Source organism: Microbacterium sp. CIAB417 (genome assembly GCF_022788845.1).
This window is the reverse complement of the sequence record NZ_JAHZUT010000002.1, coordinates 389,280-403,206: the sequence shown is the minus strand read 5'-3', so window position 1 is coordinate 403,206 and position 13,927 is coordinate 389,280. Positions and strand designations below refer to the sequence as shown.

The following is a 13,927-nucleotide window of genomic DNA, read 5'->3' as shown; positions in this document are numbered from 1 at the left end:
CACCTGCCGCACGGCAGCGTCCAGGCTACCGGCCCGCGCCTGTTCGGGCGCCGTGAGCTCAGCGGCGTTCGTTGCGTCGCGCGTACGCCGCGGCCTTGCGGCTGGACAGCGCGAGCAGCACCAGGATGTCCAAGCCGAGGTTCAGCAGGGTGCCGCTGATGCGGATGTCCTGACCCTGCACCCACCAGGTCGAGAACGCGAAACTGATCGACAGCACCGAGAAGACGAGCACGGTGACCCGCGAGCGGTTGCCGCCGCGCAGGACGAAGATCGCCATGAGGGCGTCGAACAGCAGGACGGCGCCGCCCACGGCCCACACGAAACCGAGCCCGAGGGCCCGCTCCTCTTCGCTCAGGGGCACGCCGTCGATCACGAGCGACGCGTCGTGCACGATGTGACGCCACTCGAGGCTGATCGACAGCAGCCAGAACACGCCCGCGAGCACACGCAGCAGCACGAGGAGCCCGCCGGCGACGGTCGCAGCGGGCCGGGGCATGTGCGGGTCGTAGGCCAGCGGGCGCGCGAGACGCACCGGCGACTCGAACGCCGCGCGTTTGCGCGGGACTCTCTCGCTCATGCCCTCACCCCCCGCACATCCACGATCGGCAGATCGCCGTCGGTGCGGATGCTGTCGCCGCCGCCGTTGCGGGCGTGATAGCCGGTGGAGAAGTCCGCGATGACGTCCACGCTCACCCGCGGCTCGGCCGCGGTCACCGTCTGCACGATGTGGTCGCGCTCGACATCGGTGTCGGCGTCGATGCGGTGGGTCACCTGGAGGGTGAACAGCGACAGTCCGACGGCCGTGTCGAAGGTGCCGGCGGCCAGCCAGTCGACCCGACGCCCGCCCGGCAGCAGCCAGTCGTCGGGGCAGCGCCAGAAGCGCACATGATGCCGCTGCGCGGGATTGCCGTCCACCTCCTGCTGGTAGGCGAAGTCCTGCTGCCTGGAGAACAGGAACAGCGGACTGACGGGGGCCTCGTCGTAGCTGCGTCTGGTCAGCGTCGACGTGATGATGCGCCAGGACGAGGCGAGGGTCACCGGATCGGCCTTCGTCCAGCCGGCGCGGCGCAACACCTCCTCGATCTGCTCCGCACTGCCCATGAACGCGAGGTTCACCGGGTCGCCGAGCAGTCCGTCGCTCGTGCGCGTGCGGCCGATGAAGTAGTCGGGCACGTAGATCATCGTCAGGATCCGGTGCAGCCGCGGCAGCACCAGGTAGGCCAGCAGCACCCAGAACGCGATGGCGAGCGGGATGCCCCACCATCCGACACGGAACGTCTCGGTGAAACTGAGATACGCGAGCCAGACGGAGGCGAGGCCGGCGAAGACGAAGAAGAAGCCGTCGAGCGCGACGCCGATCGAGTAGGCCCGACGCTTTCGCTTCTCCCCCGCAACCATGATCAACCCCAGAGCGCCCGCGGAGGTCGGAAAGCGAAGGCCTGGTCGATGAGACCGGGATCGAGCTCATCGAGGGAGGCGGGTTGCCAGCGCGGGGACCGGTCCTTGTCCACCAGCTGCGCGCGGATGCCCTCGACGAGATCGGGCTGGGTGAGGGCGAACCACATCACGAGGCCGTACTCCTGCTCCAGCACCTCGCGCAGCGACCGCTTGCGCCGTGCGCGACGCACCGCCTCCAGCGTCACGGTCAGCGCGGTGGGCGAGAGCGAGGCGATCAGCTCGGCGGCGGCGGCCGCATCCGGCTCGGGGTGCGCGCGCAGCCGCGCGAGGATCTCGCTCACCGAATCGGCGGAGAACACGTCGTCGATCCAGGGCCTCGCCTTCTCGAGGCGGGAGGTCTCCGGGGTCTCGTCGAACAGGAGCACCAGCTCGGCCGGGCCCTGCGGGTCTGCGCGGGTCTCGAGCGCGTCGCGGAACGCATCGATACGGTCGGCGGGAACGAGGTGGTCGGCGAAGCCCGCGTAGATCGCATCGGCCGCATCCATCGTGCCGCCGGTCAACGCGAGGTACTCGCCGATGCGCCCGGGCGCGTGGGCGAGCAGCCACGTGCCGCCGACGTCGGGGGTGAAGCCGATGCGGGTCTCGGGCATCGCCAGCTGCGAGCGCTCGGTGACCACGCGGTGCCCGGCGTGGGAGGCGAGCCCCACGCCGCCGCCCATCGTGATCCCGTCGGCGATCGTCACGACCGGCTTCGGGTACTCGGCCAGGCGGGCGTTCAGCGCATACTCCGCGAGGAAGAACTCGGCGGTGCGCTCCGCGTCGGAGCTCATCGCCTGCTCGCGGAGCGCCCGCACATCCCCGCCCGCGCAGAAGCCGCGATCGCCCGCGCCGTCGAGCAGCACGACCTCGACATCGGCGTCTCGCTCCCAGGCATCCAGCGCGGCGGCGAGACTGCTCACCATGTCGATGTCGACCGCGTTGAGCGCGCGCGGGCGGTTGAGCGTCAGCCGCCCCACCCCCTGATCCGACCGCACCAGCACCGTCGCATCCGCACCGCTCATGCCCGCCACGTTAGCGCCGCCCGAGCGTCCGGACGGGATCCGCGAGAGTCGATCCCCGTTTTTCCGCGGATTTCCGCCAGAATGGAGAAACGTTCTGACCTTGACGGAGGTTCCCATGCCCGACGGCCAGATCCTGGAGTTCTCCGAGGTCACCAAGAGATTCGGCGCGATCGACGCCGTCTCCCGGTTGAGCGCGCGTATCGAGCCCGGCCTCGTGACCGGCTTCCTCGGCCCGAACGGCGCCGGCAAGACCACCTCGCTGCGCATGCTGCTGGGGCTCGTTCGACCCACCTCCGGCACCACGACGATCGGCGGATCGCACTACAGCGAACTGCGCCATCCGCTGCGCACCGTCGGCGCGGCGCTCGAAGCGTCGAGCTTCCACCCCGGCCGCAGCGGCGCCAACCACCTGAAGGTGTACGCGCAGGCGGCGGGGCTGCCGACCGGCCGCATCGACGAGACGCTGGCCCTCGTCGGTCTCTCCGACGCCGCCGGGCGCAAGGTCGGCGGCTACTCGCTCGGCATGCGGCAGCGGCTGGGCCTGGCGACGGCTCTGCTCGGCGACCCGGGCGTGCTCGTGCTCGACGAGCCCTCCAACGGACTCGATCCCGAGGGCATCAAGTGGATGCGGATGCTGCTGCGCACCTTCGCCGACGAGGGCCGGACGGTGCTCGTCTCCTCGCACCTACTCATGGAGATCCAGCAGACCGCGGATCGCCTGCTCATCCTCGCCCGGGGAAACCTCGTCTTCGACGGCGGCATCGAAGACCTCGCCGACCCCGACGAGTACGCGACGGTCGTCGATGCCCCCGATCGCGCCGCCCTCGAGGCCGCGCTCACCGCAGCGGGCCACTCGTTCGAGGTGCTGCGCTCGGGTCTCACCGTGCGCGGAGCGGAGCCGGTCGAGGTCGGCGCGCTCGCCGCCGCATCCGGCATCGCCCTGTCGAGTCTGCAGCGCCGTGGCCCCGAACTCGAGGAGATCTTCCTCGCCCTGGTCGACGGCACGCGGGTGCATCCAACGGTGAGCGAGGTCTCGGCCATCCCCGCGGTCGACGAAGAGGCCCCGCTCGCGCCGGAGAACGACCCCGCCCCGGAGACGTCGGAGATCACCGAGGCGCCGGATGTGGAGGTGCCGCTGGACACGCCCGTCCCCGAGGGCGCCGCCGAGGCCGCCCGCGAGGATGCCGCCGCCGCCGAGACCGTCCCCGCGGATCAGACCGCGCCGGTCGTCGAACCCGCGGCGCTGAGCGAGCAGAAGGGTACTGCCGCCGATGACCTCCCGCCCGCCGTCGAGAGCGCACAAGCTCCCGCATCCGACGTCGCACCGGCGGAAGGCGAGGCCTCGGACGCGGATCCGGCCCCAACCGAGGCCATCCAGATCAGCGAGCCGATGGATGAGGCCGAGCCGCATCCCGAAGCCGACGACCACGCGGAAGGGGGCCGGGCATGAGCCTCGTGAACGTCACCCGCTCCGAGCTGACCAAGCAGTTCACCACCTCGATCTGGTGGATCCTCGGGATCGTCCTCGCCGGTTACGTCGGGTTCACCGCGGCCGGGCTGACCGTGGTGTTCGCGCTGGCCGCGAGCGGCGCCCTGCCCTCGAGCGGCGGCGGCCTCACGGCGACGGGCGTACCCGGTGATGTCAGCGCCCTGATCTACAGCCTCGCCGCATCCGTCGGTTACGTGTTCCCGTTGCTGATCGGCACACTGCTCGTCACCGGCGAGTTCCGCCACAACACGCTCACCCCGACGTTCCTCACCACTCCGAAGCGCGGGCGGGTGCTCACGGCGAAGGTCCTGGCCGGGGCCGTGATGGGCCTGGTCTACGCCGCCCTCGCGCTGATCGTCACCGTCGGTCCCGCCGCCGGCATCCTGGCCGGATTCGGGCAGCACACGGGCCTCGACTCCTCCGACACGTGGGCGATGTTGGGACGCATCGTGATCGCGTTCGTGCTGTGGGTCGTGGTCGGCATCGGCGTGGGTCTCGTGGTGCGCAACCAGGTCGCGGCCGTCGTGATCGTGCTCGCCTTCACGCAGTTCGTCGAGCCCCTGTTGCGCTTCGGCGGCGCCTTCGTCTCCGGCTTGAGCGACGCTGCCCGGTTCCTTCCGGGCGCCGCGAGTGACACCCTCGTCGGCGCGAGCCTGTTCTCGGCCAGCGCGGGAGGGGATGCGGGCCAGCCGTTGGAGTGGTGGGTCGGCGGCCTCGTGCTGCTCGCCTACGGCCTGCTGTTCACCGTGCTCGGCTACCTCTCGAGCTGGCGCCGCGACGTCGGCTGACCCGCGCCCGCGGGCGCTCCCGCACCCTCCCTCTCGCCGACTCGCCCTCTCGCCGAGTGAGTATTCATTCATCGAGCGAGCACCCCATTGAGTGCTCATTCGGCGAACGGATACTCACTCGGCGGATGCGCGGATGCGCGGATGGGGGGATGCGGGGACGTGGGGATGCGGGGATGCGGGGGGCCGGGCGCGGCGACCCGACGCAGTTCCCGCAGGAACCGGCTTAGGCGCGCGTCTCGGCGCCGCGTCCCACCCACCCGTCCCAGCCTCGACCTCGCCGAGTGAGTATTCATTCATCGAGCGAGCACCCCATTGAGTGCTCATTCGGCGAACGGGTGCTCACTCGGCGGATGCGGCGGCTGCGGGGGGATGCGGGGGCTCCCGCCGGGGGTCCCGGGGATGCGGGCTCAGCTGGAGGCGAGCTCGACGATGTCGGTCGGGTCGTCGCCCGCGTCGACGCGAAGCGCCCGCACGAGGGCCTCGCCGTGACGAGTGCCGAGCACGAGTCGCTGGAACTCGGTGTCGCCCTCGAGGTCGATCACCACGCCGGGACGCTTCTTGCGGATGACGGCGAAGTCCTTGCCGCCCGCGTACCGCCAGGTTCCGATGGCGAGGGTCGCGGGGATGAACGTGCCCGGGGAACGGACCCCGCGCAGCCACGTCCAGGGGTCGTCCGTCAGCTGCACCCGCGAGATCGCGGCACGATCGAGCGTCACATTCCGCTTGCGGAATGCCAGCGCCTTCTCGGCGCCCGACAGCACGATCTCGAGGTGCCCCGAGTCGAGCATGAGCGTCACCATGGTCCAAGTCTGCCAGCGACCCCTCGACCGCGGCAGCGAATTTGCTCACAGACGGACAACGATCCGCCAGCTTCGTGCGACCCCGACCCCGCACGGCGGTGGAAGACTGTAGCGGTGCCCACGCCTCGTACCGACCTCCGGTCAGATGTGGGGCCCGAGACGGCTCCCGTGCTCGTCGCCCACGTGATCGACCGCGCCCGAGCCGGCGCACGGCTGAGCGTGGACGAGGTGCTCGCCCTCGTGACCGCGGACGACACCGACCGGGATCTGCTGTTCGCCGCCGCATCCACGCTGCGCGACGAGGGCCTCGCTCTCGCGGGACGCCCCGGCGTCATCACCTACTCGCGCAAGGTGTTCGTGCCGCTGACGACCCTGTGCCGCGACCGGTGCCACTACTGCATCTTCGTCGACACTCCGGGCCAGCTGCTGAAGAAGAACAAGCCCGCCTACATGTCGCCGGAGCAGGTGCTGCAGGTCGTGCGCCAGGGTGCGGCACTCGGTTGCAAAGAGGTGCTGTTGACCCTCGGCGACCGGCCCGAGGATCGCTGGCCCGAGGCGCGCGACTGGCTCGACGAGCACGGATACGCATCGACCCTCGACTACGTCGCCGCGATCGCCCGCCTCGTCACCGCGGAGACGGGCCTGCTCGCGCACCTGAACCCGGGCGTCATGCACGCCCACGAGCTCGCAGAGCTCCGCCCGGTCGCCCCGTCGATGGGCATGATGCTCGAGACCACCTCTCGCGCTCTCTTCGAGACGCCGGGGCAGCCCCACTTCGGCTCTCCCGACAAGGATCCCGCGCTCCGGCTGCAGGTGATCGAGGATGCGGGGGCTGCCCGCATCCCGTTCACGACCGGCATCCTCGTCGGCATCGGCGAGACCCCGGTGGATCGCGCGGAATCGCTCATCGCGCTGCGCGATGCCGAGGAGCGGCACGGCCACATCCAGGAAGTGATCGTGCAGAACTTCCGCGCGAAGCCGCGCACGGCGATGCAGGACGCCCCGGACGCGGACCTCCTCGAGTACGCGACGGTCGTCGCTGCGGCGCGGGTCGTGATGGGCGCACGGATGCGGATCCAGGTACCGCCGAACCTGTCCGACCCGACCGAGTTCGCCCTGCTCGTCGGTGCCGGGATCGACGACTGGGGCGGGGTGTCGCCGCTGACCGCGGACCACGTGAACCCCGAGCGCCCCTGGCCGCACGTCGACGATCTGGCGGCGGCGACCGCATCCCTCGGCTACGAGCTGCGCGAGCGCCTGACCGCCCACCCCGAATACCTCGCCGATCCGGAGACCTGGCTCGACGCGGCGATGCACGCACCGGCCGCCGCCCTCGCCGACCCCGCGACTCACCTCGCCCGCACCGCACCCCCTGTTCAAGGGACCCGAAATGCGGCCCCGGCGGGCTCCGGGGCGCAAGAAGAGTCCCTCGAACAGGAAATCGGCGCCGTCGATCATGTTCGAGGGACCCGAAACGCGATGCCGAGCGCTCCCACGCCGCAGACCGGGTCCCTCGAACACGGGACGACGCGCGGCACGAGCACGGGCGGCACCGTGCGGGGGCTGGCGGAGCGGGCGGCGGCCGATCCGCTCGCGCTCGACGATGCCGCATGGCAGCGACTGCTCGAGGCGACGGGCACCGACCTCGACGACCTCGCGCGCATCGCCGACGACGTGCGTCGCTACACGGTCGGCGAGGCGATCACGATCGCGGTCAACCGCAATCTCACCTCCACCGGATTCCGCGCCGCGGGCGCGCAGACGCCCGACCAGTTCGACCTCGCGGATGCGGCAGCGATCGCCGCGGACGCCTGGGACCTCGGCGCGACGGAGCTCTGCATCCAGGGCCTCATCGCCCCGGAGGAGGCGCCGACGGCCTACCTCGACATCGTCCGCGCCGCGCGCGCCGCGGCGCCCGGTATCCACCTGCACGCCTACCGTCCGCAGGATGTGCAGGACCTCGCCGCCCGCAACGGCCTCACGCTCGACGAGGCGTTCGCCGCGATGCGGGATGCGGGCGTCGGCACCGTTCCCGGCACCGGGGTGAAGGTGCTCTCGGAGCGGGTCCGCGGTCTCGTCGCCCCGGGCGACCTTGAGATCGACCGCTGGGTCGAGACCGTCACGGCCGCCCACCGCGCCGGATTCCGCTCGACGAGCGTGCTGTTCTACGGCCACGTCGAGACCGCGGCGGAGCGCATCGCACACCTCGGCGCCCTCCGCCGCATCCAGTCCGAGACGCGCGGGTTCACGGAGTTCGTGCCGATCCCCCTCCCCGGCCCAGCGGGCGGCGTCGGCCTGGTCCCCGGCCGCTCCGCGCTCGACGAGCACCGCGCGATGGCGGCGGTCGCACGCCTGTTCCTGTCGGGCAGCATCCCTCACATCCAGATCCCGTGGACGCGGCACGGCCTCGAGACGAGCACCGTGCTGCTGCAGGCGGGCGGCGACGACCTCGGCGGCACGCTGCTCGACGGTCGCGTGCGCCCCGAGGCGGGGATCGAGTCGGGCAACGAGCTTCCGCTGACGGATGCGGCGCGCATCGCCCGGCGACTGTTCCGCCCCCTGCGCCAGCGCACCACGGTCTACGGCGAGCCGTCGGACGAGCGCAAGGCGGCGGTGCGATGACGCGCGAGGTCGACGTCGCGATCGTCGGCGCGGGCTTCGGCGGGCTCGCGATGGCGTCGGCGCTGCGGCGGGCGGGGCGGGAGTCGTTCGCCGTGCTCGACCGGGGATCCTCGGTCGGCGGCACCTGGCGCGACAACACGTATCCGGGCGTCGCGTGCGACGTCCCCTCTCACCTCTACGGGCTCGAGAACCACCCGTGGCCGGACTGGTCGGGACTCTTCGCCCGCGGCGACGAGATCCACCGCTACCTGCAGCACATCGCGGAGGCGGAACAGCTCGGCGAGCGCCTGCTGCTGGACACGCCGCTGCAGTCGGCGGCGTGGGACGGCGAGCGCTGGCTCGTCGAGACCGGGCGCGGCGAGGATGTGCGTGCCCGCCGCCTCGTACTCGCGTGCGGACGGCTGACGGAGCCGTCGATCCCCGACATCCCGGGACTCGAGACCTTCGAGGGCCCGCTGTTCCACTCCGCGCGGTGGGACCACACCGTGCCGCTCGCCGGCCGGCGCATCGCCGTGGTCGGCACGGGCGCGTCCGCCGTGCAGCTCGTGCCGGCGCTCGTCGCACAGGGCGCCGAGGTCGTGCTGTTCCAGCGCACGCCCGCCTGGATCGTGCCGCGCGGCGACGTGGACTACACAGCCGCCGACCGGCGCCGGTTCGCCCAGCATCCGGACGAGCTGGCGCAGCTGCGCGACGAGCTGTACCGCGAGGGCGAGGAACGCTTCGCCTCGCGCTCGGGCGATGCGGATGCGGCGCGGGCCGCCCGCGCGGTCGCGCTCGCCCATCTGGAAACCCAGGTGGCGGACCCGGTGCTCCGCCGGGCACTGACCCCGGATTACGCGTTCGGTTGCAAGCGCGTGCTGCTGTCGGACGAGTTCTACCCCGCCGTCGCCTCGGATGCGGTCGCGTTCGAGCCGTCGGCGCTCGCGCGCGTGGACGGCGGCGAGCTGGTCGCCGCATCCGGCGCCCGCTACCTCGCCGACATGCTCGTGCTGGCGACCGGCTTCGCCGCATCCGAGCAGCCGTATGCCGAGCTCGTGACGGGCGAGGACGGCACCACGCTCGCCGAGCACTGGAGCCAGGGGATGACCTCCTACGCCTCCACGGTCGTCGCGGGCTTTCCGAACCTGTTCGTGCTCAACGGACCCAACGCGTCGCTCGGGCACAACTCGTCGCTGCTGATGCTGGAGGCGCAGGCGGAGTACGTGGCACGCTGCCTCGACCGCGCGGGCGACGACGTTCTGCGTCTCCGTCCGGATGCGGAGATGGCCTACACCGCCCGCATCGATGCGGCGGCCGCATCCCGCCCCTGGCTCACCGGGGGCTGCGACAACTGGTACGTCGACGCGCGGTCGGGCAGGCTCACTCTGCTGTGGCCCGACACCGTCGACGCGTTCCGCGCCATGCTGGATTCCACCGACGGGTCGGAGTTCCTGCCGGCCCCACTGCACCGCGACGCGTCGCGGGCGAGAGGAGAGTCATGACCGTTCCCCTGCGTCTGGGCTACAAGGCCTCGGCCGAGCAGTTCTCCCCCGATCGACTCGCCGACTTCGCCGTACTGGCGGAGGAGGTCGGGTTCGACTCGGTCTTCATCTCCGACCACTTCCAGCCGTGGATGCACGAGGGCGGCCATGCCCCCGCGGCGCTGCCCTGGCTCGGCGCCGTGGGCGCGCGCACCTCGCGGGTGCTGCTGGGCACGAGCGTGCTCACGCCCACCTTCCGCTACCACCCGGCCGTCGTCGCGCAGGCGTTCGCAACGCTCGGGGTGATGTTCCCCGGTCGTGTGATCCTGGGCGTCGGCACGGGTGAGGCTCTCAACGAGGTGACCCTGGGTCTCGACTGGCCCGAGCCACCCGAGCGCTTCCAGCGTCTCAAGGAGGCCATCACGCTCATCGAGAAGCTGTGGGCGGGTGAGCGCGTGACCTTCGAGGGCACCTTCTGGAGCGTGAGCGACGCGACTGTGTACGACCGCCCGACGACGCCCGTGCCGATCTACATCGGCGCGGCGGGGCCTGCGGCCACGCGTCTGGCCGGGCGCATCGCCGACGGCTTCATCACGACCAGCGGCAAGGATCCGAAGCTCTACACCGACACGCTCCTGCCCGCCCTCGCCGAGGGCATCGAGAAGGCGGGACGCTCCAGCGACGACGTCGACACCCTCATCGAGGTCAAGGTCTCGTACGCCGCCGACCGCGAGACGGCGCTCGAGAAGACGCGCTTCTGGGCTCCGCTCGCGCTGAGCGCCGAGGAGAAGATGGGCATCCACGACCCGATCGAGATGCAGCGGCGGGCGGCCGAGCTGCCGATCGAGCGCGCCGCATCCCGCTTCATCGTCTCGACCGATCCCGACGAGCACGTCGAACAGATCGCCCGTTACGTCGACCTCGGCTTCCGACACCTGGTGTTCCACGACCCGGGCGAGGATCAGGAGCAGTTCCTGCGCACCTACGGCGAGGAGATCCTTCCGCGTCTGCGCGCACGTTTCGCGTGAGCCTCGACTGGACGGTGGTCGTCCCCCTGAAGGCGGCGGCATCCGGCAAGTCGCGGCTGGGGGCGAGCGCCGAACTCGTGCGGGCGATCGGGCTCGACACGGTGGCTGCGGCCGCCGCGGTCGCGCGCGTCGTCGTCGTGACGGCCGACCCGCAGACGACAGCGGATGCGGCAGCAATACCCGGCGTGACGGTGGTGACCGAGCAGGAGCCGCGCGGCTTGAACGCGGCGATAGCTCTGGGCATGCCAGCGGTCGAGACGCCTCGCGCGGCGCTCCTCGGCGACCTGCCGGCGCTGCGTCCCGATGACCTGCACGGAACGCTGGATGCGGCCGCATCCGTCGACCGCGCCGTGGTCGCCGACGCCGAGGGAACCGGCTCGACCCTCGTCACCGCACGGGCGGGGGTGGCGTGGGAAAGCGCGTTCGGCGCGGATTCCCTGGCCCGCCATCTGGCGCTCGGATGCGTGCGGCTGCACGTGCCGGAGCACTCGTCGCTGCGCCGCGATGTCGACACGATGGCGCAGCTCGCCGAGGCCGCCGCGCTGGGGCTCGGACCCCGCTCCGTTCGGTTCTCCACAGGTAGCGCCCTTTCGCAGGGAGGCCCTCGCCGAGAGGCGTAACGTGCCAAAGGTGAGCGACGATTTCATGCGGGATGCGGACGCGTCGATCGCCCGTGTCGAGCAGCAGATCGCGGCCGCCCAGGAGCAGGCGAAGCGCGGTCAGCAGTTCCAGCGCGACGTCGCAGATGTGCGCGCCACGGCCAGCTCGCCCCGGCGTGAGCTTCGCGTGACGGTCGACGCCTCGGGCCGCTTGCTCGATGCGGACCTGTCGGATGCGGCCATGGACCTCTCTCCGCAGGCCCTGTCGCAGTTGCTCGTCGACACTGCCCGCGCCGCACAGCGCCAGGCGGGTGAGCAGGCGGTGCGCATTGCCGCGGAGCTGTTCGGCGAGCAGGCCGGCGCCACCGAACGGCTGCGTGCCGAGATCGCAGACGCCCTGCCGCAGGGCGGCGGCACGGATGTGCGGTGGTCGTGATGGCCGACCACATCGCGCTCGACGGCGACCTGATCGCCGCGCAGGCGTCGCGGGTCGAGCTCGTGGCGTCCGACGTCTCGGTCGCACGGGATGCGGCGGGCTCCACGAACATGGGCGGCGGCGCCTTCGGGGTGCTGTGCTCGTTCCTCGTTCCGCCTGCCCAGATCGCGGCGGCGATGGCGCAGCAGGCGATCGGTTCGGCCGAGCAGATGCTGCGCCGGTCGGCGACGGAGTTGCGCGGTGTCGGCAGCGACATGGCCTCGTTCGAGGATGACGTGGTGCAGGGCATCCACACGCTCGGTCAGGGACTCGGATGAGTACCGCGAACGTGCTGGTGGCGGCGCCCATCGACACGGCGACGCCGTTCAGCGGCGCGGGGCTGCTCGATTCGGGCAGCCAGCTGGTCGCCGCGGTGGACTCCGGCTCCTGGGTCGAGGGGGGACTCGCGGGCGTCGGCTTCGCGATCGATGTCGCCGCGACAGCGATCGATCCACTGGGGTCGCTGATCGGGGCGGGTCTTGGCTGGATCATCGACCACCTCGAACCGTTGAAGGGTTGGCTCAACGACTTCGCGGGCAACGCGGGCGAGGTCGCCGCGTTCGCGCAGACCTGGTCGAACATCCAGACCCAGCTCGAGACGTCGGCACAGGAGCTCGCCCACGTGGTCGGCCAGGTCGACGAGATGGCGGGCGAGGCGATGGAGGCCTACCGCCGGTTCCAGCAGGATGCGGCGAAGCATCTGTCTGGCGCCGCATCCTGGGCCGGCGCGATGTCGACGGGTCTGCAGATGGCGTCGACGATCGTGCAGGTCGTGCACGACCTGGTGCGCGACGTCTTGTCGCAGCTGGCCGGGGCGATCATCTCGTGGGTCGCCGAGCTGGTGGTGACGGTGGGCCTGGCGACACCCGTCGTGATCGGCCAGGTGACGACGCGGGTCAGCCAGCTCGCGACCACGGTCGGCGAGACGGTCACGAAGGTGCTGCGCTCGTGCAAGAACCTCGGCAAGCTCCTCGACGACCTCAAGGGTCTGTTGCAGCGGGCGGGCGATCTGTTCAGCAGCGTGCTGAAGGGCGGCGCTTCGGGTCCGTCGGTGCGCGTGCCGGACGGGGCCACCATCCATGCCCGCGTCGGCGAGCCGCTCTCGCCCGCCGACCTGAAGAGCATGATCGACGAGGGATATCACACGTCGATTTTCAGCGACAAGGTCGTGCAGCATTACGACCACTCGGCGGCGACGCTCGGCCGGTCGGGCTCGGATGTGTGGGCGATGCCGACGGAGGATGCGGCCAAGATCCACACGCCCGCGCAGGCGGCGCGCGAGACCGGCATGGCGCCGATGGCGCAGGACGCGTACCTCAACGGCGGCGACATCTACGCCGTGCACTTCCCGGTCGACCCCAGCGAGCTGCGCCGTCCGACGGTTGCGGATTCGGGCGGGTGGGAGCACTTCTATCCCGACCCCACGAACACGAGCACCACCTACGGCCACACCGCCGTCAACACCGGTACCGGGGCGTACCTGGTGAACTCCACGCGTGAGACGCTCATCGCCGGCGGCGACGCGATGCGCAGCAATGCGGTGCTGACGAAGCTGGAGAATGGAGCGTGGGTGCTCGTGAGACGGTATTGAGCGCCGCGACGGAGCTCGGGTGCCCGGTGTGCCGCGAGGGCGCGTACAGCGGCGGGCAGCCGCGCTTCGTGACGTCGACCTCTCCGGTCGACCTGCTCTATCGTTGCGAGGTGTGCCGCACGTGGTGGTTCGACAACAGTCGAGCACTGCGTCCGATGACAGACGAGGAGGCGCGCGAGCGCTTCCCGAACGAGGTGGGCAATGACTGAACCGACCGTCGTCGATCTGGCGATTCTCCAGGCGCGCGAGCAGCGCCTCACGATGCAGACCGTGCTGTGGACCTTCGCAGCATCCACCGTCTACGTGCCCAGCGGCGGCGACCCCGGCGAGGACTTCCGGGGCTTCCAGCCGGTGTACTACCCGGGCGCCTCCGAGCGCGTCCTGGCCGTGTTCACCGACCCCGACCTCGCGAGCGAGCTCGACGCCCTCGCCCCGTGGATGGTGACGTTCACGGGTGCCGACCTCATCCGTCGGATGCCCGCAGGCGAGGGACTCGTCGTGAACGCGGGCTCGAGCGTCGGCTTCGAACTCCCCGCGGCTGGCCTGGCCGCCTTCCGCCAGGAGCTGGACGCCGCACGGAGTCTCGCCCAGTCCTGATCCGGATGCGGCCCGCGTC

General features: G+C 71.2%; 15 protein-coding genes. 11 read left to right on the top strand and 4 right to left on the bottom strand.

Annotation, left to right across the window (positions count from 1 at the left end):
- Positions 1-58 precede the first annotated feature (58 nt).
- The 3 genes from KYX17_RS08675 to KYX17_RS08665 are packed head-to-tail and all read right to left on the bottom strand — an operon-like array spanning position 59 to position 2,459.
- A complete protein-coding gene (locus KYX17_RS08675) occupies positions 59-577 on the bottom strand; it encodes a hypothetical protein (RefSeq protein ID WP_243226600.1) in 519 nt (172 codons plus the stop codon).
- Positions 574-1,398 carry an LssY C-terminal domain-containing protein gene (locus KYX17_RS08670; protein ID WP_243226599.1) on the bottom strand — a complete coding sequence of 275 codons (825 nt, stop codon included), beginning with the start codon at positions 1,396-1,398 and terminating at the stop codon, positions 574-576. Before KYX17_RS08670 ends, KYX17_RS08675 begins: the two co-directional genes overlap by 4 nt.
- A 2-nt stretch (positions 1,399-1,400) precedes the next feature.
- Entirely contained in the window at positions 1,401-2,459 is a 1,059-nt protein-coding gene (locus tag KYX17_RS08665; protein WP_243226598.1) for an enoyl-CoA hydratase/isomerase family protein, read from the bottom strand.
- 115 nt (positions 2,460-2,574) lie between these two features.
- On the opposite strand from KYX17_RS08665, the gene KYX17_RS08660 reads away from it, so the two are divergent.
- Both KYX17_RS08660 and KYX17_RS08655 read left to right on the top strand, forming a co-directional pair.
- Positions 2,575-3,909, top strand: coding sequence for an ATP-binding cassette domain-containing protein (locus KYX17_RS08660; RefSeq protein WP_243226597.1), 1,335 nt, complete (start codon positions 2,575-2,577; stop codon positions 3,907-3,909).
- Positions 3,906-4,736 (top strand): ABC transporter permease, encoded by an 831-nt coding sequence (locus KYX17_RS08655; RefSeq protein ID WP_243226596.1) that lies wholly within the window; start codon positions 3,906-3,908, stop codon positions 4,734-4,736. Before KYX17_RS08660 ends, KYX17_RS08655 begins: the two co-directional genes overlap by 4 nt.
- A gap of 407 nt (positions 4,737-5,143) precedes the next feature.
- Here KYX17_RS08655 and KYX17_RS08650 read toward each other — a convergent pair whose 3' ends face one another.
- A complete protein-coding gene (locus KYX17_RS08650; protein ID WP_243226595.1) occupies positions 5,144-5,536 on the bottom strand; it encodes a hypothetical protein in 393 nt (130 codons plus the stop codon).
- A 114-nt stretch (positions 5,537-5,650) separates the two neighbouring features.
- Between KYX17_RS08650 and cofG the strand changes: the two genes are divergently transcribed.
- Genes cofG through KYX17_RS08605 form a run of 9 tightly spaced genes read left to right on the top strand, consistent with a single transcriptional unit; the run spans position 5,651 to position 13,908 of the window.
- Positions 5,651-8,158 carry a 7,8-didemethyl-8-hydroxy-5-deazariboflavin synthase CofG gene (gene cofG, locus KYX17_RS08645; protein WP_243226594.1) on the top strand — a complete coding sequence of 836 codons (2,508 nt, stop codon included), beginning with the start codon at positions 5,651-5,653 and terminating at the stop codon, positions 8,156-8,158.
- Positions 8,155-9,639 carry an NAD(P)/FAD-dependent oxidoreductase gene (locus KYX17_RS08640; RefSeq protein ID WP_243226593.1) on the top strand — a complete coding sequence of 495 codons (1,485 nt, stop codon included), beginning with the start codon at positions 8,155-8,157 and terminating at the stop codon, positions 9,637-9,639. Before cofG ends, KYX17_RS08640 begins: the two co-directional genes overlap by 4 nt.
- Positions 9,636-10,646 (top strand): glucose-6-phosphate dehydrogenase (coenzyme-F420), encoded by a 1,011-nt coding sequence (fgd, locus tag KYX17_RS08635; RefSeq protein ID WP_243226592.1) that lies wholly within the window; start codon positions 9,636-9,638, stop codon positions 10,644-10,646. Before KYX17_RS08640 ends, fgd begins: the two co-directional genes overlap by 4 nt.
- Positions 10,643-11,266 (top strand): 2-phospho-L-lactate guanylyltransferase, encoded by a 624-nt coding sequence (gene cofC / locus KYX17_RS08630; RefSeq protein WP_243226591.1) that lies wholly within the window; start codon positions 10,643-10,645, stop codon positions 11,264-11,266. Before fgd ends, cofC begins: the two co-directional genes overlap by 4 nt.
- A 10-nt stretch (positions 11,267-11,276) precedes the next feature.
- A complete protein-coding gene (locus tag KYX17_RS08625; protein ID WP_243226590.1) occupies positions 11,277-11,681 on the top strand; it encodes a YbaB/EbfC family nucleoid-associated protein in 405 nt (134 codons plus the stop codon).
- Positions 11,681-11,998, top strand: a complete 318-nt coding sequence (locus KYX17_RS08620) for a hypothetical protein (protein WP_243226589.1) — start codon at positions 11,681-11,683, stop codon at positions 11,996-11,998. Before KYX17_RS08625 ends, KYX17_RS08620 begins: the two co-directional genes overlap by 1 nt.
- The gene (locus KYX17_RS08615; protein ID WP_243226588.1) at positions 11,995-13,311 is read left to right on the top strand and encodes a hypothetical protein; all 1,317 of its coding nucleotides are present in this window, start codon (positions 11,995-11,997) and stop codon (positions 13,309-13,311) included. The genes KYX17_RS08620 and KYX17_RS08615 overlap by 4 nt, the downstream gene beginning before the upstream one ends.
- Positions 13,287-13,520 (top strand): hypothetical protein, encoded by a 234-nt coding sequence (locus tag KYX17_RS08610; protein WP_243226587.1) that lies wholly within the window; start codon positions 13,287-13,289, stop codon positions 13,518-13,520. The genes KYX17_RS08615 and KYX17_RS08610 overlap by 25 nt, the downstream gene beginning before the upstream one ends.
- Positions 13,513-13,908: an SseB family protein gene (locus tag KYX17_RS08605; RefSeq protein WP_243226586.1), complete on the top strand. Its 396-nt coding sequence runs from the start codon at positions 13,513-13,515 to the stop codon at positions 13,906-13,908. The genes KYX17_RS08610 and KYX17_RS08605 overlap by 8 nt, the downstream gene beginning before the upstream one ends.
- Positions 13,909-13,927: the final 19 nt, after the last annotated feature.

What these genes read in the sequence shown, in the direction of transcription:
- KYX17_RS08665 (WP_243226598.1), bottom strand. Translation starts at nt 2,459, where the DNA reads ATGAGCGGTGCGGATGCGACGGTGCTGGTGCGGTCGGATCAGGGGGTG.
- KYX17_RS08615 (WP_243226588.1), top strand. Translation starts at nt 11,995, where the DNA reads ATGAGTACCGCGAACGTGCTGGTGGCGGCGCCCATCGACACGGCGACG.
- KYX17_RS08655 (WP_243226596.1), top strand. Translation starts at nt 3,906, where the DNA reads ATGAGCCTCGTGAACGTCACCCGCTCCGAGCTGACCAAGCAGTTCACC.
- KYX17_RS08650 (WP_243226595.1), bottom strand. Translation starts at nt 5,536, where the DNA reads ATGGTGACGCTCATGCTCGACTCGGGGCACCTCGAGATCGTGCTGTCG.
- KYX17_RS08620 (WP_243226589.1), top strand. Translation starts at nt 11,681, where the DNA reads ATGGCCGACCACATCGCGCTCGACGGCGACCTGATCGCCGCGCAGGCG.
- KYX17_RS08675 (WP_243226600.1), bottom strand. Translation starts at nt 577, where the DNA reads ATGAGCGAGAGAGTCCCGCGCAAACGCGCGGCGTTCGAGTCGCCGGTG.
- KYX17_RS08605 (WP_243226586.1), top strand. Translation starts at nt 13,513, where the DNA reads ATGACTGAACCGACCGTCGTCGATCTGGCGATTCTCCAGGCGCGCGAG.
- KYX17_RS08640 (WP_243226593.1), top strand. Translation starts at nt 8,155, where the DNA reads ATGACGCGCGAGGTCGACGTCGCGATCGTCGGCGCGGGCTTCGGCGGG.
- KYX17_RS08670 (WP_243226599.1), bottom strand. Translation starts at nt 1,398, where the DNA reads ATGGTTGCGGGGGAGAAGCGAAAGCGTCGGGCCTACTCGATCGGCGTC.
- fgd (WP_243226592.1), top strand. Translation starts at nt 9,636, where the DNA reads ATGACCGTTCCCCTGCGTCTGGGCTACAAGGCCTCGGCCGAGCAGTTC.
- KYX17_RS08660 (WP_243226597.1), top strand. Translation starts at nt 2,575, where the DNA reads ATGCCCGACGGCCAGATCCTGGAGTTCTCCGAGGTCACCAAGAGATTC.